Below are 16,714 nucleotides of genomic sequence, written 5' to 3' on the forward strand. Positions count from 1 at the left end.
CCTTTTTACAAACGGAGGCGCTCAACTGAACCACCTCAACCAAAAATAATAACAATATAATAACAAAATAGAGCAAGGCAACACCAGAATTCTAAAGCAAAGACCAGAAAAGAAAATAAGAGACCAGAAAAAAGCCGCCCCTTACAGGAACGGCTCACTTTATTTAGGAAGGTTCACTCTCATGATCAGCAGCTTCAGCAGCTTCCGTCGATCAGCTTCATTCTAGTCCAGATCATATATCGATCCGACTTTTAATCCGTACAGCTCATTGTATATTTTCTCGGCAAAAGCATCCGTCATTCCGGCGATATAATCGATCACCATATGCTCCCAGGTCCAGATGGGCTTAGCCTGACGCTGATCCTTCTCAAAACGCTGCAGCCAATCGCTGGGAATAATCGCCCGTGAGGCTTCCGGGTCCAGGAATGCCTCCCATAAGCGCCGCAGAATCCACTCGCTGCGTTTTTGCAGCCGCTGCACACGCAGATCACGAATCATCGTGACCCAGGCAAAGCTTTTCAGCACACTGACGGTCCGCAGCATGTCCTCATCCTCTTGACCATCTTTAATGAAGGTAACCTTCTTCCAGTCCCCGTCCTCAATGACACCAAGGCTGGCTACAAAGGTGCTAACCCAATAAGCCTTGACCTCGCGCCGGGTACGGGAATAATCATTCTCACAGGTAGGCATCTTCTCCATCCATACCCGCAGGAACGAGCTCAGTACCTCTTCAACCTTGATGTGTATGTCGGCATCCTTCCACCCCATCCAGAAGGCATCCTCTAAAGTGGTGATTTTCTCTACGATCAGCTTCTGGATATACGCATCATGCATGAAGTGCTCATGCACCTCAATTTTACCGGCTTTAATGCCATCCTCCAGATCATGCGCAGAATACGCGATGTCATCACAAAGGTCCATCAGTTGGGCTTCGAGCGTCTTCTTTCCTTCCGGAACTCCCCACTGGCTGCGGATGTCCGAGATATAATTCCATTCGTGCAGATACATGCCCTTCTTCAAGACCGTACCGGGAAAAGGGTATTTATTGATCCCCAGCAGCACCGCATCCGAGAGGTTCAGCCCGTCGATATTTTCGCGTTTCTCCAGGAACATAATCAGCCGGAAATTATGGGCATTGCCTTCAAAATGCTCATATTGCCGTCTCATGTTCTCACGGATCGTCTGCTGCTGCACCGGACCTGCGCCGGATTTGCGAACCGCCTCCGCTGTCTTCTTCGCCACAAGCTGCTCCAGTATGCTGTCGAGCACCTCTTCTCCCTTGTGGCCGAACGGCGGGTGACCGAAGTCATGGGCGATCGCTGCACATTCCACCACTTCCGGATCGATGACCAGCCCGGGATTCTCTGCTTGTCCGGTCTCCACCTCCGGGTAGGAGCGCAGCAGGCTTTTGGCCGCCTCACGCGCAATCTGCGCCACCTCCAGCGAATGGGTCAAACGCGTCCGGTAATAGTCTCCCGTGCCTGCACCGAATACCTGTGACTTGCCTTGCAGCCGGCGGAAGGTCGGCGAATGAATCAGACGTGAATAATCACGTTCATATGCGGCTCTAGAGGTTTCCAGGCGGGTAATCTCCGGATATTGCCGGTGCTCTCTCTTTTCAATTAGTGTCATATCCGCTGCCCCCATCCATGTTCTGTATTTAGTATTTCATTATAGTCATTTTACCCGGAACTTTCACTCCTAAATAGAAATAATCGGGGGACTCGGACAGGTATGAATATTTCATATCCGTCCTGGCGCATCCTAGAACAGCAATGCAAATAACCTGTACCGGATACAGAGTGGAATGGACCTGAAGCCAATGAAATCCGTCTGGAGAACCACTGCCGCTGCACTTGCAGCAATAATACTAGTCTCTGGCATGACAAACCCTGCACAAGGCAAGCCCATTGTCAAAAACCGTGACTATTACGAGCAGAGAGGCGACATGATCTGGGAAGTGCACACCAGCCAAAAAGTAATCGCCCTGACCTTCGACGATGGTCCCGATCCCTCCGAGACTGATCAGATTCTGGCGGTGCTTCGTCAGTACAACGCCAAATGCACCTTCTTCGCTATCGGCAAACGAATCGCAGCCTACCCCGATGTCGCCCGAAGGGTGATCACAGACGGACATGAATTGGCCAACCACACCTATAACCATATCTATTTCAAAAAGCCGGTCTCCGGGCAGCAGATTCAAGAGGAGCTTGCGTTGACCGAGAAGGAGATTGTGAAGGTAGCCGGCAGGCACAGCAGCCTGTTCAGGCCGCCTGGCGGCATGTACGACGAGACCCTGGTCGATGTCTCCAACAGCATGGGCCTTACGCCGGTGCTCTGGTCTTGGCATCAGGATACACGTGACTGGAAACGCCCGGGTGTGTACAGCATCGCCAGCCGCGTGATCCGCAATGCGCACAGTGGCGACATCGTGCTGCTGCATGACCATGTTCATGGACAATCGCAAACCCTGGAGGCACTGAAAATTATTCTGCCCGAGCTGCAGAAGCAAGGCTTCCGCTTTGTCACCGTTTCCGATATGATCGGACTGTCCGATTTCCAGCAGGTCAAGCAACGCAGACATCTGGCATTTTAGCCTCCTCTAAGTCTCCAGCCTCCCGTGTGAATGAATTGCACAGGAACTTAAAATAAGGTAGTCTTGAGCTATTATAGCTGTATTCAGAGAACTGCCGCAGTTCATCCTTAGGAGGCTTTATCCATGTCCGAAAATACATCCTACACAACCGAGGAGATCGCCCGGTTGTTGAAGATATCCAAACTCAAGGTCTATGATCTGATCAAAAAAGGGGAGTTGCCCTCCTACCGGGTCGGCAAGCAGATGCGTGTGGATCTTTCCGACCTGGAGGCATACAAACAGAACTCGCGCAGTGGTACTTCCGGAAGTCTGACGACAGCCCCAGGGCTGGCCGAAGCGCCGGTGTCCATGCCTAAGCCCGTCCTGCCGCTGCAGTTTAACCAGACGCAGGGACACTCCGGCAAAGCCGCCGGCGTGAATGTGGTGATTACCGGGCAGGATATGTCACTGGACATCTTGGCAACTCATCTGGAACGCAGCGAGTCTTCTGCCCGTCCTCTGCGGTCGTATGCCGGGAGTCTGGACAGCCTGATTGCGATGTACCACGGGGAATCCGACATTGTCAGCACCCATTTGCTGGACGGAGATACAGGGGAGTACAATCTGCCCTATATCCGCAGACTGCTGGTCGGCTTTTCTTATATCGTAGTGCATATGCTGTCCCGGAGTGCAGGCTTCTATGTGCAAAAGGGCAATCCGAAAGGCATCCATAACTGGTCCGATCTGCAGCAGGGCGGAATTAAGCTGATCAACCGGGAACGCGGTGCAGGAGCACGGGTTCTGCTGGACGAGCAGCTCCGCCTCCATGGCATCTCTTCCTCCAGCATCAGCGGGTATGGCAACGAGGAGAACAGCCATTTCGCTATTGCCGGCAGAGTCGCCAGGGGAGAAGCTGATGTGGGCATCGGCACAGAAAAAGCCGCCAAGATTATTGACGGTGTTGATTTCATCCCGCTCATCCAGGAGCGGTACGATCTGGTGATACTCAAGACACCGGAGCACGAGGCACTGATCGGAACCGTTATTGATATTTTACGTTCAACCGCCTTTAAGAACGAGCTCAGCTCCATTCATGGCTATGACCTTAGCGAGACCGGCAACGTTATTTACGAAACTTGATACACTTCTATCGCCGCCAGCTTACTCAGAATCCTTATTTTCCTTTTTGTAGCTGAACTTATAGCTCCCTTTCGTTCCGGTTCCTACGATCTCCAGCTTGTAGGTGCCGGTTTGTTGTATCTGCAGCTCTTCCTCCCCCTCCTTATTCGTCTCCAGCTCTTTGAACAGCTTATGGTCAGATCATACAGTTACAGGGTATGGTGGCGGCAGAACTGGTACAAGTCATCCTTGTATCTTTCCACTAAAGGTCCGAGCATTTCCCGCCTGTCCGCCCGGTATCCTTCGATGAGCTGCTTATCAACAATAACACAGCAAAAAGCAGGTCTGTAGGCACTGCTCTGCCCAAAGATCTGCTCTGTATGCTATCATGGATAACCCATACTACCTTCACTCTGTCAGGAACGGCGGTTAACGAACATCAGCATGAGCGCGGAAATGACAATAATCGAGCATACCCACATCCAGGCCAGCGTCATATTCCCGCCATCGACAGCTACGTAAATGGCAGTAGGCACCGTCTGCGTCCGGCCGGGAATATTGCCAGCCACCATAATGGTCGCTCCGAACTCACCAAGCCCGCGGGCAAACCCTAGTACATATCCGGCTGCCAACGAGCGGCCGGCGAGCGGAAGCGTCACATATGTAAGCACCTGAAGCTCGCTGGCTCCCTGCGCACGTGCAGCGTCCTCCAGATCCTTTTCCACCCCTTCAAAGCCCGCCTTCACTGTACGGTATACGAGGGGAAAAGCAACGACAACCGCAGCAATAACCGCCGCGCCCCAAGTGAATAGAATCGTGTGCTCCGTAAACTGCTCGTACAGCTTCCCGATCCAGCTCCTCCGGCCCAAAATCACCAGCAATACGAACCCGACCACGGTTGGCGGCAGCACCAGCGGAAGCAGCAGCACCGTTTCAAGCAGACTGTAGCCAGGAAACCTCCGTCCCGCCATCATCTTGGCTGCCAGTGTCGCCAGCAGGAACACAATGATACTGGTTATGACTGAGATCTTAATCGAAAGCCAGACCGGGGCGAAAAAATCAGTCCAATTGATCTCCATCGCTCTTCACCCCGTGTATATGTTAAATAAGTTAAACTTTAGATTCCCTTAGGTTAATTAGCAAGCTTAAACCCGTAGCTGGTGAAGACATCGTTTGCCGACTTGGTCTGAACATAGCTGTAAAAGGCTTTGGCCTCCGCCTGATGCTTCGATTCCTTCACAAGGCCTACCGGATAATTAATCGCCTTGTGCACATGGGCGCCTACGGTAAGAGCGATCTTCACTTTGTTCGAAGTAAGAGCATCCGTCTTGTAGACAAATCCGGCATCAGCATTTCCCGTTTCCACATAAGAGAGCACCTGGCGCACGTCCTTGGCAAATACCAGCTTGCTTTGCAGCGTATCCCATACGTTCTTGGCTGTCAATGACTGCTGCGCATATTGTCCCGCCGGAACCGATTCAGGTTGTCCTACAGCCACTTTTTTGAAGCTTTTATCCGTAAGTTGAGTAATCGTTGAAATGGAAGCCTTGGAATCGGAAGGCACAACCAGCACCAGTTGATTCTTCAAAAGCTCCGTATTATCAGAAACCAGTCCGCCATCGACGAGAGCTTTCATCTGCTTATCCCCTGCTGAGAAGAACAGATCGGCCGGAGCGCCTTGCTCTATCTGTTTCTGCAGCGTACCGGAAGCACCGTAGTTGAACACAAGATCAATATCAGGATGCTGTTTCTCATAGAGTACAGCGATCTTGTCGAGACTGTCCTGCAGGCTCGCTGCGGCAGAGATAATAATTTCAGTTTTTTTCGCCGCCTCAACCTGCTTCTCAGGTACCGCCGACAAAGCCACTGCCAGCAGCACAGCCATTACAACTACTCCAAGTTTCTTGAACATTTCCATTCCTCCCATGTATGTATCTTGTATATTTAGATGCTATTTTAGCATATCCTTTTTGGTTTATCTATACGTTTGATTATGTTTGTATATATTTAGATATGTGTAGTTAGGCTGTTTGGAATTGGCGTTTCTTAACTAACACAAAAAAAGACCTTTAGGCGTAACGAACGCCTAAAGGACCACACGGAAGAGCACCAATTCACTAATTCTTCATCCGTGGGTCAAGCACATCCCGCAGGCCATCCCCCATGAGATTGAAGCCCAGCACAGTCAGCATGATGGACAGACCAGGAAACACCACCGTCCAGGGAGCCTTCTGGATGAATTGACGCGAGTCAGAGAGCATTTTACCCCATTCAGGATCTGGCGGCTGGGCGCCAAGGCCAAGGAAGCCAAGGGCGGCCGCTTCGATGATTGCAGTAGCGATGCCGAGTGTACCCTGCACAATAATTGGCGTCAGACTGTTAGGGAGGATGTGGGTAAGCAGAATACGGGTGTTGGTCATCCCGATCGCTCTTGCCGCTGTAATGTACTCTTCCGACTTCAGCGAGAGAACCTTAGCCCGCACAAGCCGGCCGTAGGAAGGGATATTTACGATTGCGATAGCGTACAGCGCGTTCTGCAAGGAAGGTCCAAGAATAGCCACAATAGCAATAGCGAGCAGAATACTCGGAAAGGCAAGCAGGATATCGAACAGACGCGAGATCAGCATATCCATCCATTTCCCGTAGAAGCCGGCCAGCACGCCCAGAAAGGTCCCCGCAATAATAGATCCGATGACTGAGAAGAAACCAACCCACAGCGAGATACGCGCCCCATAAATAATGCGGGTGAACATATCTCTCCCCAGATCGTCCGTGCCGAACCAATGGTCACCAGACGGTGCTTTTAGCCGGTTAACCAGCTCCTGATCTTTGAAGCCATACGGCGCGATGAGTGGTGCCAACAATGCAATCAGCACAAAAAACACGATAATGCCTAACCCGAGCATAGCTGTCTTGTTCTTGCGGAAAGCGTTCCACGCATCACGCCAAGGTCCGGATACCTTGTCGCCAGGTACAGCAGCCGGAGGCGTTGCATGAATTGATGCCTGTCCCATAGGTTCATCCCTCACTTGTAATTGATGCGCGGATCGATAGCAGCGTAGAGCAGATCCACAAGCAGATTGATCAAAACAAAAATAAAGGCAATGATCAGGATCCCCGTCTGAATCACCGGATAGTCACGGGAACTGATCGCCTCGAATATATATCTCCCCACGCCCGGCCAAGCAAAGATTGTCTCCGTCAGCACCGCGCCGCCGAGAAGAGCGCCGGTCTGCAAACCTATTACCGTCAGCACAGGTATCAGTGCATTCTTGAGCGCATGCTTATACACGACCAGGAATTGCGACATGCCTTTGGCTTTTGCCGTACGAATGTAGTCTGAACTCATAACCTCCAGCATGCTGGAACGGGTCATCCGGGCGATAATTGCCATCGGGATCGTGCCCAGCGCGATGCTTGGCAGGATTAAGTGCTTGATAACCGTCCACAGCTGTCCCCACTGTCCAGCAATGATGGTATCAATTACGTAGAGATTGGTGATGCTGTCCACCGGATTGCGCTGGTCCATCCTCCCTATGGAGGGAAGCCAATGCAGCTTCAGCGCGAATAACAGTTGCTCCATCAGCCCAAGCCAGAAGATCGGCATGGATACGCCAATGAGTGCAATAACCATTGCGGTATAGTCAAACCATGAATTTTGCCGCCAAGCGCTCAGAATCCCCGCATTAACACCTACAATTGTAGCGAACAGCATACTGGCAGCCGTAAGCTCCAGTGTAGCCGCGAGATAAGGCATAATTTCTTTGGCAATCGGTGTCTTGGTCCGTATGGAGGTTCCCAGATCACCTTGCAGCAAATCACCCATATAGTTGAAGTACTGCTGCAGCCATGGTTTATCCAGACCGAGCTGCTCCCGAAGCGCCTGCTTCGACTGTTCCGTAGCCTTTTGACCAAGGATAGTTTCTGCCGGATCACCCGGTATTGCATGAATAATGGAAAAAACGATAATTGTCATCCCGATCAACACAGGGATTAGAACCATAATGCGTTTTAATAGGTAGGAGTTCAAATTCGGCTCACCTTCCAGAGTTCCTTAAGCATAACTTGCCGCCGCAGGCAGCGGCGGCAAGGAAATACTTATGGAGCATACTATTCGAAATATATTTCGCTGTAATATTCCGTACCTGTCGGACCTGGAACATAACCTTTCAGATTGGCCTTGGCAGCCAGCAGTGGTGTGGTGTGCACCAGTGGAATCCAAGGCGCATCCGCTTTGATGATTTCCTGAGCTTGCTTATACAGATCGGAACGTTTGGTCTGATCCGTTTCTTTCTGGGCATTGATCAGGAGGGTATGCAGTTTTTCATTTACATAGAAGGTGCGGTTGTTGCCTGGAATCGCATCCTTGTCAAGGAGTGTGTACAGGAAATTATCCGGGTCCCCGTTATCGCCTGTCCAGCCGAGCATGTAGATATCATCTTTTTCTCCGGCTTTGGTATCATCAAGATAAGTCGCCCATTCCGGGGATTCAATAACGGTTTTGACGCCGATTTTTTCCCAATCCGCTTGAATGGCTTCTGCAACCTTTTTGCCGTCAGGCATGTAAGGACGAGATACAGGCATTGCATACAGCGTTACAGTATCCGGCAGACCATTAGGGTATCCGGCTTCAGCCAGGAGCGCCTTGGCTTTATCCAGATCATATTCATAATCCTTCACAGCATCATTGTAGCCCCACAGTGATGGAGGCATAGGGTTCACTGCGACAGTAGCCTGGCCTGAGAAGAAGGCATCGATAATTGCCTGTTTATTTACAGCATAGTTCAGCGCTTGTCTCACTTTTACATTATCAAAAGGTTTCTTCTTGAAGTTGAAGCCGAGGTATGCGACATTGAACGGCGGACGCTGAATCTTCTGCAGTTCAGTATTGCCTTCAAGCGTAGACAGATCATCCGGACTCAAATCCTCCATCAGGTCAATCTCGCCGTTTTGCAAGGCATTGAAGCGTGCCGAATTGTCCGGAATAGAACGAACGATGACTTTGTTCAGCTTAGGAAGTCCTTCTTTCCAGTAGTTGGGATTCTTGTCCAGCGTGATGAAATCATTGTGCTTCCATTCAGTGAAGACAAAAGGCCCGGTGCCTACAGGCTCATTTTTGAAGTTTTCTTTCTTCTCTTTAATAGCTGTAGGGCTGGCAATCCCGAAGGAAGTCATCGCAATGTTTTGCAGGAATGGCGCTTGTGGCTGGTTCAGTGTAAATTGTACAGTCGTCGCATCCACAGCCTTAACTCCCTTGATCACGCGGCTGCCTTCAGGACCGAACATGGAATCATAATAATCAAAAGAATCGCCTTCGAATTTGAATTCACTTGCCGGATCGCTCCAGCGGGTGAAATTGAACACTACCGCCTCTGCGTCAAAATCCGTTCCGTCGTGGAACTTCACACCCGGATGCAGCTTGAAAGTGTAAGTCAGACCGTCTGCAGAAACCTCCCAGCTGTCAGCAAGCGAAGGCTGCACTTCAGAAGTTCCCGGTTTATACTCCAATAGAGAGTCGAATACCTGATGGGCAATCTTCAGAGATTCGCCGTCGGTCACAATAGCCGGGTCCAGCGAGGCAGAGTCACCGCCGCGTCCCACAATCAATGTATCCTGCGTTGCTGCCGATTCAGGAGAGTTCTCCGGTGCGGTGGTCGCCGCCGCATTCGAGCCGGCAGTTGCTTCTGCTGCAGAATTGTTGTTGTTACCTCCGCAGCCGCTTAATGTCAAAACCGTCCCCAGCGTTACTGCCAGTGCAAGACTACTCCATTTCTTCATCTCTAAAAAGCTCCCTTCTTCCATTTAAAGTGTTAAAACGTTTATATGGAGCTGCGTCAAAGTGCAGCCATAAACCAGGGCTAATGATTGATTAAGGAATAGTCTTCCTGCTGTACACTCTAGGCTAAATGAGCCTTGCCCCTGAGGTATACAAATGACATGCGGTCAAGTGCCCGGCCCCCGTCTCCAGCAGCGGGGGCCTTACGTTACGGCAAATATCCATCACCCGCGGGCAACGGGTATTAAAAGCACAGCCTACCGGCGCATTTGCCGGGCTAGGCACTTCCCCCTGCAGAATAATCCGTTCCTTACGGATATCCGGATCAGGTTCAGGCACTGCAGACAGCAGCGCCTGAGTATAAGGATGCTCCGGCTGGTCATATAGCTTATTCTTGTCGGTGATTTCCACAATCCGTCCCAGGTACATTACGGCGACACGATCGCAAATATGCTTCACCACACTGAGGTCATGGGCTATAAATATATAGGTTAGTCCGAATTCCTTCTGCAAATCCTGCATTAGATTAATGACCTGGGACTGGATAGACACATCCAGGGCAGATACGGGCTCATCAGCAATAATCAGCTTCGGCTGCAGTGCAAGCGCTCTGGCAATCCCGATCCGCTGGCGCTGGCCGCCGGAGAACTGATGCGGATACCGCTGAAGGTGAGCCTTGGCCAGACCGACAACATCTGCCAGCCGCTCCACTGAAGCCCGCCGTTCCTTCGCATTGCCTACGCCATGCACAATCATCGGTTCCTCGAGGATGCGCTGCACGGTATTACGCGGGTCTAGTGAAGAGAACGGGTCCTGGAAAACAATCTGCATTTCCCTCCGGCGCTTCCGCATCTCTTCCATAGACAGCTTCGTAATATCCTGGCCTTCAAACCAGATTTCTCCCGCCGTGGGCTCAATCAGACGAAGCAATGAACGTCCGGTTGTTGATTTGCCGCAGCCGCTTTCCCCGACAAGGCCAAAGGTCTCCCCTGGTTTGACAGCGAAGGAAATATCATCTACAGCCTTCACATACACCTCAGTCTTATTGAAGAAGCCTTTGTTGATTGGATAATACTTTTTGAGGTTCTTGACCTCCAGCAGGCTCTCACTCATACCGCATCCTCCCGTTGATTATCATGCAGCCAGCATCTGCAGCTGTGGTTCTCATCCTGCAGTTTGAGCTGTGGAAGCGATTGACTGCAGATCTCCATCCCATTCGGGCAGCGGGGCGCGAACCGGCATCCCTGCATCTCCTTGCTCAGGATAGGGACATTCCCGGGAATGGAGTACAACCGCTCTCTGGTTTCACCCATTCTTGGAACCGACTCAATAAGCCCTCGAGTATAAGGGTGCAGAGGATTCTTAAAAATATCCCGCACGCTGCCTTCCTCCACCACCTTGCCGGCATACATTACGGCAACCCTGTGGCACATTTCCGCAACCACGCCAAGATCATGAGTGATTAGCATAACCGCCGTTCCCTGCTCCTCGTTGAGCTTGCGGATCAGGTCCAGAATCTGTGCCTGTATCGTCACATCGAGTGCCGTTGTTGGCTCATCGGCAATGAGCAGTTCGGGACTGCAGGAGATCGACATCGCAATCATCACCCTCTGCCGCATCCCTCCTGACAATTGATGCGGATACTCATCAATAATGGCCTCCGGCCGTGGAATGCCTACCTTGCGAAGCATATCCACCGCATGTGCACGGGCATCCTTCTTGGCCAGCCCCCGGTGCAGCCGGACGGTTTCTATGATTTGCTGGCCGACAGTAAACAAAGGATTAAGGGAAGTCATGGGTTCCTGAAAAATCATGGATACGGTGTCACCGCGGATTTTCCGCAGTTCTTTTTCCTTCAGCGGCACGATATCCCGGCCCTTTAGCCAAATATGTCCGCTCACTATTTTACCCGGCGGATTCGGAACGAGCTTCAGAATGGACAGCGAAGTAACACTTTTACCGCAACCCGATTCTCCTACCACACCCAGAACCTCACCCGGATTAATATACAGATCAACCCCGTCCACAGCCGGCACTTCGCCCCGGTCGGTAAAAAAATGCGTATGAAGATCCTCAATTTTCAAAATAGGCTGGATCAAGACGATACCTCTCTTCCACTTAAAAATTGAACAAAGGTCAAATGAAAGGAAAGTGACTCACCTCACAAAAGATAGAAACATTAACCCATATCTAACACATAGCGGAATGAATTTGGGATTAAAAAACCATTGTTGTTATTTAATGTATAACATTACTATAGAATTCTACTGTAGACAAGAGAAACTTATGCATAAAACTAACATCAAATGTTATAGTATAGTAAATTAATTCCTATTAAATAAATATATCGCTATTTATATAGTGATAGCCATTTTTCCAATTGATTTCTCAGCAATTCCCGATAATAGAGAGGCTCTACAATCTCCGCCTCTTCTTCAAATTTTAAGATCCAGCGGACAAAACCAATGTCCTGTTCCACCGCCACTTTAAAATGCACAGACCTGCTCTGACGGTCAACCTTGCTCGGCCTCACGAACATATCCTCATTTTTGATCCGGTCCATCATCCGTTCCGAAAACCTGATCTTGAACTCTACCTGCAGACTGTCCTGGTCCAGAGACCATTTCTCCTCCATAAAAGCCTGCAGATCAAATTGCTCTTTGGAAAACCAGTGATTCGTCGGCTTTACATTAGAGAACCCACCCAGATGAAACGTCCGGATAATCCCGAATCGATGACAAAAACCGATTAAATGATAACGATTCTCCAAGGGAACAAGGCAGTATGGGTCAATTCGGATGCCTCTTTCTTCATAGGAATTGTAACTATAGTCGGCTAGAATACTGCTTTGCTTCATAATGGCGGCCAATATTTCAGTCAAAAAGGGGGGCGGCTCATCCTGGTATCCGCTTCTTTCCATCCAGAGCTGTCCTGCTTCTTTCTTGGCAGTTTCCATGGTTTCTTCCCTTTCCGCCTTCTGCTTATAGGCTGCGGCCATTACTTTCTCGTAGGCGCTCTCAAAGCTGGGAGGCAGCATGGGTTTGATATCATCCAAAATGCCTCGCAGTTGTGAAAAAGCGGCCGATTCTTCTTCCGACCAATCCAGAGGATATAAAGCAAAATTACCTATAAAAGCATATCCTTTCCCATGTCCCAAATGGGTTATAGGGATGTGCATGGCACTCAGCGCGTCCATATCCCTGTATATCGTTCTCTCGCTGTTACCGCAGCGTTCCGCCAGTTCACGGGCCAAAATTCCAGGTTTGGCTTGTACTAGCGTAATGATGCGCATTAGCCGGATCAATCGGTCTGTCATTTTCAGTTCCCCTTGAGTTCATGGTAAAATAGACCCATTATTTTAAGTAAATTAGTTATATGTATCTATAACCAATGATCTTATAACCGAAATTAATAAATATAATAGAACTATTTTACTATATTACCACATATAAAAATCATATTAGCAGTCAACAAATCCAAGCAAACTTCTATGATGGATTGATCTTATGTATGTATTGGCAGGATTGCTTATATGCCGGAGAGCTCTCTATCTTGTTGCGGTCTTACTCCATACATTAACCTCTGCGTCAAGCTGTTTATACACGGTTTCCGCTTCCTTCACAAGCTGCATATCTCCTGATCTGGCCGCCAGGAGCAGCAGGTCATCCGCTTGCCTCCGGAGATGCTCGAAGTCCGTCTGCACAGAGCTTTTTGTCCGATGCAACACCGCTTCTTCCAGCAGTTTTTTTGTCTTCAGCAGCTCCAAATGCTTCTCTACATGGAAGCAGCATTTTTCTGACAACACATCCGTATGATGCGAATACTCCAAGCTGAGTTTTTTCAGTGGCAGCTCGCGGATCCGTTCTACCGGAGGCTGCTTGTATTGCCACTGCAGCCAGAGAGCTTCATGAATTCCCGCCGGTTTAGCTGCCATTGAGAATTCCAATGCGATAAATTTACGTGCCTTGGATTGTATTTTTCCAAGCCTTAGCAGTATAGAACGTCCTTCTCCGGCTTCTGCGGTGCAGCCATGACATTCAGTGAAGGTCACATGCGCCTCCAGCCAGATCCTAAGTTCAATCTCACGGGCTACCACCTTCCGGCTCTGCCTACGGGATTCTTCCTTCCCCGAAATCCCCTTCCACTCTATGAGCAGAATGACATTTTGGGTTCCGCCGGCAAAAATCCGTTCCTGGCTCCATGTAAATATGGGTTGAATACTTGCTTGCATATTTCCACCTCTTTCTTTTTTTGGGTCTTCTATTAATGTACCAATATTGGCGGACAACTCCTTGTCATGGAATATATGTTCGGTCCTATAATATCGACAAAAAAAGAGCCACTCCCCTGTAAAGTAGAGTGCCTCTTTGCGAAAGCTCATTCTTTTGTCTAAAGATGGCGGAAGATTGCCATTATTTTAGTAGTTTGTCCGAGTAGCGTCTGCTCCGTTCCCCCTCGAAAAAGAACCCGAGTGCCCATTTTGCACACAGCAGCGAGAATACAAAGAACAGGAGTGCCCAGACAAAGGCAGGCAGAGGTGTAAGTCTTGCCAGATTGGTCGCATCGCCCGCACGGTCTGGTGTAATTGCCGCAGCTGAGACCAGAAACAGTGTACCCGTGACGGATTCCTCCAGGGTTAGAAAAGCCAGAAATAAATAATAATATTTGCCGGCCTTTGGCCAGACCAACAGCATCATGAGATTTAACAGGATGAATCCGCTTAGCCACAGCATTCCAAAGCCGCCCCGCACATACAGGACAAGCATGATCAGGGCCACGCCGGAGGCCATGATCAGCCCCCATGGATAGCGCCCTCTAGTATATAAATAGAATAGCAGGAGCGAGAATACAGACGCCAACAGATAACCCGCAAGTGATACCAGAATCGCTTTGCCACCCGCTTCTATTGCCGAATAGGTAACTCCGCTGTGATCCGCGTACAGTTCAATCCGCAGCACTCTGCCCGAGAGCAACAGTGTCACCAGCGCATGGCCAAATTCATGGAACAGGGTATCCAGATTACGAAACAGCGAGGAGAACGGTATCCACCGGGTTAGAAGTGCAGAACCTGCAAGAAACAGCAGGGTTTTGAGCCATTTATTCATAGCATGCAGCCCCTTTCCGTACAAAGTATACGTTAATTTAAGCGGAAACGGTAGACATCAGATACGCCTTTGCTGCCCACTTACAGCTGTACCTTTTCAACCATGAAATAGAAACCATCAGGAGGCTTATGCGGTATTACTGATAGGTGGTTGTCATTCAGGAGAAATAACCCCTTAAACCGCCAAATCCGGCCCATCTTCGGCACCATATGCCGCGCGAATGTTGTCCTGCTATGCTAAAATAAAGAAGGAAGGCTAGCCTAATACAGGTGGTGATTTATAATGAAGCAAAAGGTAAAACGCACTTATGCCAAATTGTTGTCTTCAGCACTGCTGCTCCTGGGATTGTCAGTCATCTTTCCCGCTCCTGCGGCAAAAGCTAATTATATCAATGATATATACAATGGATTGCAGAGTTTCTCGGAGCTTCCCGGTGAGGTTAACAAGCTGCAGGAGAGTTATCAGCAAACGGCGGAGGAGCTTCAGCAGACGAAGGACGAGCTTGGGCAGACTAAAGACCAACTGGGCCAGACCCTGCAGCAGATGGCAGACTATCAAGCCCAGAACGCCGCTCTGCAGGAACAGAACCGCAAGCTTAGCCAAGTGGTCAATGAACTGAAAGATGATCGTACGGCCAGGGAAAAGTACTATAACCGGATCAAAAATACTATTTATACCGGAATTGCACTTGTACTCGGTTACTTCCTGATGATCCGGCTGCTGCGGCTGGGCATGCGCCACCGGTCCAGAAAAAGTGACCGCCTGGGTTAATGAGTACATGAGGGAGTGTAAAGGATGAACATTGATATCCAGGATGAAGGTGACAGCGGCAGCGGACAAGCCGTGGCCTTCACTGTAGAAGCGAACGAGGAGATCCATGTGCTGCATCCGCAGCAAATTATCGCATATCAAGGCCCTTCTTCAGGCCGTGCGGACCGGCTGATGGATGTCAAGGGAATGTACCGCAAACGCAAACTGATCCGTTCGGATATGACCGGCCCCTGCCGCTTTGTAGCCGCTTTACCTCCCGGCTACCGCGTCAAGACCTTCCATCTGGACGGGAAAAGCGATTTGCTCTATGATTTCAGGCATTTGTTCTTCTACAGCAAAGGAATCACCATGCAGACAAGAGTGCTAAGCATGAAGAACATGTTTGTGACACGCGACATTATCAAGGTCAAGTTCTCCGGACCGGGGAGCATCGGTATTCTGACCGAAGGAACGGTATGTGAAGCCGAGCTGCATCCCTTCGATCCAATATATATTGATGCCGGCAGTATCATCGCTTATCCCGAAAATGCCAAGCTTGAACTGACAGTCTACGGCAATCACTTAGCCAGCCAGCATATGAGCTACCACTGGAAAATGACCGGTCACGGGCCGGTGATGTTTCAGGCTGGACGCCAAAGCCGCCGCTTCGAGCGTGACAATAATGAAGACGGCATTATCAAGCGGTTTCTGCGTGAAGCCATTCCTTTCGGCGGAGTCTTCATTAAGTAGCCCAGATGAGATTGCCTCTACACCCGCAAAAGAGCGCCCGCGAATTCACATCGCGCGGCGCTCTTTGTATATATTGCTATTATGCTCAAGCGATCGGGAAGCTCTCTTCACTTCCTCAGCTTCTGTATTATCCCATAAAAGCGTTCAGCATCCAGGAGGATTTCTCGACACTGCTTCTGATTCCAGTCAGCAGGTCGGCAGTAGGCTGATCGCTCAGTTCTTCTGCAGCTGAAATCGTGCTCTTCAGCTCTTCAGCCACAACAGCAAAGTCCTTAACCAGCTGAGCGACCATTTCCTTGGCTGTTTCACCGCCAACGGCTTCCTTAAGCTCAGACAGGGCTAAATATTGTGCCATGGTCGAGGCCGGTTGTCCACCAATAGCAAGCAGGCGTTCTGCCAGATCATCCACATATGTAGCTGCTTCGGTATACAGCTCTTCAAATTTGGCATGTAGCGTGAAGAATTGCGATCCGCTCACATACCAGTGATAGTGATGCAGCTTGACTCCAAGCAGTGTCCAATTTGCGGTTTGGCGGTTCAAGGCAGCGTGCAGTTCAGTCTGGCTTTTAATTTGTGTACTCATTCCACTACCCTCATGTGACCTATATATATTATTTGTATTTAGACTCGTTCTAAATC

At 49.9% G+C, this 16,714-nt stretch carries 16 protein-coding genes; 4 read left to right on the forward strand and 12 right to left on the reverse strand.

All coding sequences use genetic code 11. From position 1 onward, the window contains the following. Window positions 1–222 precede the first annotated feature (222 nt). Window positions 223–1,632, reverse strand: a complete 1,410-nt coding sequence (locus A3842_RS14070) for a deoxyguanosinetriphosphate triphosphohydrolase family protein (RefSeq protein WP_074083093.1) — start codon at window positions 1,630–1,632, stop codon at window positions 223–225. A gap of 175 nt (window positions 1,633–1,807) precedes the next feature. Here A3842_RS14070 and A3842_RS14075 point away from each other — a divergent pair, with 175 nt between their 5' ends. Together A3842_RS14075 and A3842_RS14080 are read left to right on the forward strand one after the other, a co-directional pair. After that, a complete protein-coding gene (locus A3842_RS14075; RefSeq protein WP_244169850.1) occupies window positions 1,808–2,596 on the forward strand; it encodes a polysaccharide deacetylase family protein in 789 nt (262 codons plus the stop codon). A 123-nt stretch (window positions 2,597–2,719) separates the two neighbouring features. Continuing rightward, a complete protein-coding gene (locus tag A3842_RS14080; protein ID WP_074101813.1) occupies window positions 2,720–3,715 on the forward strand; it encodes a helix-turn-helix transcriptional regulator in 996 nt (331 codons plus the stop codon). Window positions 3,716–4,110: 395 nt separating this feature from the next. On the opposite strand, the gene modB is transcribed toward A3842_RS14080, so the two are convergent. The 10 genes from modB to A3842_RS14130 all read right to left on the reverse strand — a co-directional run bounded on the left by modB (window position 4,111) and on the right by A3842_RS14130 (window position 14,575). Continuing rightward, window positions 4,111–4,773: a molybdate ABC transporter permease subunit gene (gene modB / locus A3842_RS14085; RefSeq protein WP_074083091.1), complete on the reverse strand. Its 663-nt coding sequence runs from the start codon at window positions 4,771–4,773 to the stop codon at window positions 4,111–4,113. Between the two features lie 53 nt (window positions 4,774–4,826). Continuing rightward, window positions 4,827–5,606, reverse strand: coding sequence for a molybdate ABC transporter substrate-binding protein (gene modA, locus A3842_RS14090; protein ID WP_083609585.1), 780 nt, complete (start codon window positions 5,604–5,606; stop codon window positions 4,827–4,829). A gap of 205 nt (window positions 5,607–5,811) precedes the next feature. Continuing rightward, entirely contained in the window at window positions 5,812–6,708 is an 897-nt protein-coding gene (locus A3842_RS14095; protein ID WP_074101815.1) for an ABC transporter permease, read from the reverse strand. 11 nt (window positions 6,709–6,719) lie between these two features. After that, the gene (locus A3842_RS14100) at window positions 6,720–7,724 is read right to left on the reverse strand and encodes an ABC transporter permease (RefSeq protein ID WP_074101816.1); all 1,005 of its coding nucleotides are present in this window, start codon (window positions 7,722–7,724) and stop codon (window positions 6,720–6,722) included. 80 nt (window positions 7,725–7,804) lie between these two features. Continuing rightward, window positions 7,805–9,472: an ABC transporter substrate-binding protein gene (locus tag A3842_RS14105; RefSeq protein WP_256701695.1), complete on the reverse strand. Its 1,668-nt coding sequence runs from the start codon at window positions 9,470–9,472 to the stop codon at window positions 7,805–7,807. A 124-nt stretch (window positions 9,473–9,596) separates the two neighbouring features. Beyond that, complete coding sequence (locus A3842_RS14110; protein ID WP_074101818.1) at window positions 9,597–10,583, reverse strand: ABC transporter ATP-binding protein; 987 nt, start codon at window positions 10,581–10,583, stop codon at window positions 9,597–9,599. Next, a complete protein-coding gene (locus A3842_RS14115) occupies window positions 10,580–11,569 on the reverse strand; it encodes an ABC transporter ATP-binding protein (protein WP_074101819.1) in 990 nt (329 codons plus the stop codon). The genes A3842_RS14110 and A3842_RS14115 overlap by 4 nt, the downstream gene beginning before the upstream one ends. A 251-nt stretch (window positions 11,570–11,820) precedes the next feature. Then, window positions 11,821–12,786, reverse strand: a complete 966-nt coding sequence (locus tag A3842_RS14120) for a helix-turn-helix transcriptional regulator (RefSeq protein WP_074101820.1) — start codon at window positions 12,784–12,786, stop codon at window positions 11,821–11,823. A gap of 231 nt (window positions 12,787–13,017) precedes the next feature. After that, entirely contained in the window at window positions 13,018–13,701 is a 684-nt protein-coding gene (locus A3842_RS14125; RefSeq protein ID WP_074101821.1) for a hypothetical protein, read from the reverse strand. 181 nt (window positions 13,702–13,882) lie between these two features. Continuing rightward, window positions 13,883–14,575: a M50 family metallopeptidase gene (locus A3842_RS14130; RefSeq protein WP_074083082.1), complete on the reverse strand. Its 693-nt coding sequence runs from the start codon at window positions 14,573–14,575 to the stop codon at window positions 13,883–13,885. Between the two features lie 282 nt (window positions 14,576–14,857). Between A3842_RS14130 and A3842_RS14135 the strand changes: the two genes are divergently transcribed. Together A3842_RS14135 and A3842_RS14140 are read left to right on the forward strand one after the other, a co-directional pair. Further along, entirely contained in the window at window positions 14,858–15,346 is a 489-nt protein-coding gene (locus A3842_RS14135) for a hypothetical protein (RefSeq protein WP_074101822.1), read from the forward strand. A 24-nt stretch (window positions 15,347–15,370) separates the two neighbouring features. Then, a complete protein-coding gene (locus tag A3842_RS14140; RefSeq protein WP_074083078.1) occupies window positions 15,371–16,075 on the forward strand; it encodes an AIM24 family protein in 705 nt (234 codons plus the stop codon). 127 nt (window positions 16,076–16,202) lie between these two features. Here A3842_RS14140 and A3842_RS14145 read toward each other — a convergent pair whose 3' ends face one another. Then, entirely contained in the window at window positions 16,203–16,658 is a 456-nt protein-coding gene (locus A3842_RS14145) for a Dps family protein (protein WP_074083076.1), read from the reverse strand. Window positions 16,659–16,714 lie beyond the last annotated feature (56 nt).

This window comes from Paenibacillus sp. P3E (genome assembly GCF_001909045.1).
Taxonomy (GTDB): domain Bacteria; phylum Bacillota; class Bacilli; order Paenibacillales; family Paenibacillaceae; genus Paenibacillus_AQ; species Paenibacillus_AQ helianthi.

Bases quoted from the DNA above. Each gene is read 5' to 3' on its own strand.
- A3842_RS14070 (WP_074083093.1), bottom strand. From the start codon at position 1,632: ATGACACTAATTGAAAAGAGAGAGCACCGGCAATATCCGGAGATTACC.
- A3842_RS14075 (WP_244169850.1), top strand. From the start codon at position 1,808: ATGGACCTGAAGCCAATGAAATCCGTCTGGAGAACCACTGCCGCTGCA.
- A3842_RS14080 (WP_074101813.1), top strand. From the start codon at position 2,720: ATGTCCGAAAATACATCCTACACAACCGAGGAGATCGCCCGGTTGTTG.
- modB (WP_074083091.1), bottom strand. From the start codon at position 4,773: ATGGAGATCAATTGGACTGATTTTTTCGCCCCGGTCTGGCTTTCGATT.
- modA (WP_083609585.1), bottom strand. From the start codon at position 5,606: ATGTTCAAGAAACTTGGAGTAGTTGTAATGGCTGTGCTGCTGGCAGTG.
- A3842_RS14095 (WP_074101815.1), bottom strand. From the start codon at position 6,708: ATGGGACAGGCATCAATTCATGCAACGCCTCCGGCTGCTGTACCTGGC.
- A3842_RS14105 (WP_256701695.1), bottom strand. From the start codon at position 9,472: ATGAAGAAATGGAGTAGTCTTGCACTGGCAGTAACGCTGGGGACGGTT.
- A3842_RS14110 (WP_074101818.1), bottom strand. From the start codon at position 10,583: ATGAGTGAGAGCCTGCTGGAGGTCAAGAACCTCAAAAAGTATTATCCA.
- A3842_RS14120 (WP_074101820.1), bottom strand. From the start codon at position 12,786: ATGACAGACCGATTGATCCGGCTAATGCGCATCATTACGCTAGTACAA.
- A3842_RS14125 (WP_074101821.1), bottom strand. From the start codon at position 13,701: ATGCAAGCAAGTATTCAACCCATATTTACATGGAGCCAGGAACGGATT.
- A3842_RS14130 (WP_074083082.1), bottom strand. From the start codon at position 14,575: ATGAATAAATGGCTCAAAACCCTGCTGTTTCTTGCAGGTTCTGCACTT.
- A3842_RS14135 (WP_074101822.1), top strand. From the start codon at position 14,858: ATGAAGCAAAAGGTAAAACGCACTTATGCCAAATTGTTGTCTTCAGCA.
- A3842_RS14140 (WP_074083078.1), top strand. From the start codon at position 15,371: ATGAACATTGATATCCAGGATGAAGGTGACAGCGGCAGCGGACAAGCC.
- A3842_RS14145 (WP_074083076.1), bottom strand. From the start codon at position 16,658: ATGAGTACACAAATTAAAAGCCAGACTGAACTGCACGCTGCCTTGAAC.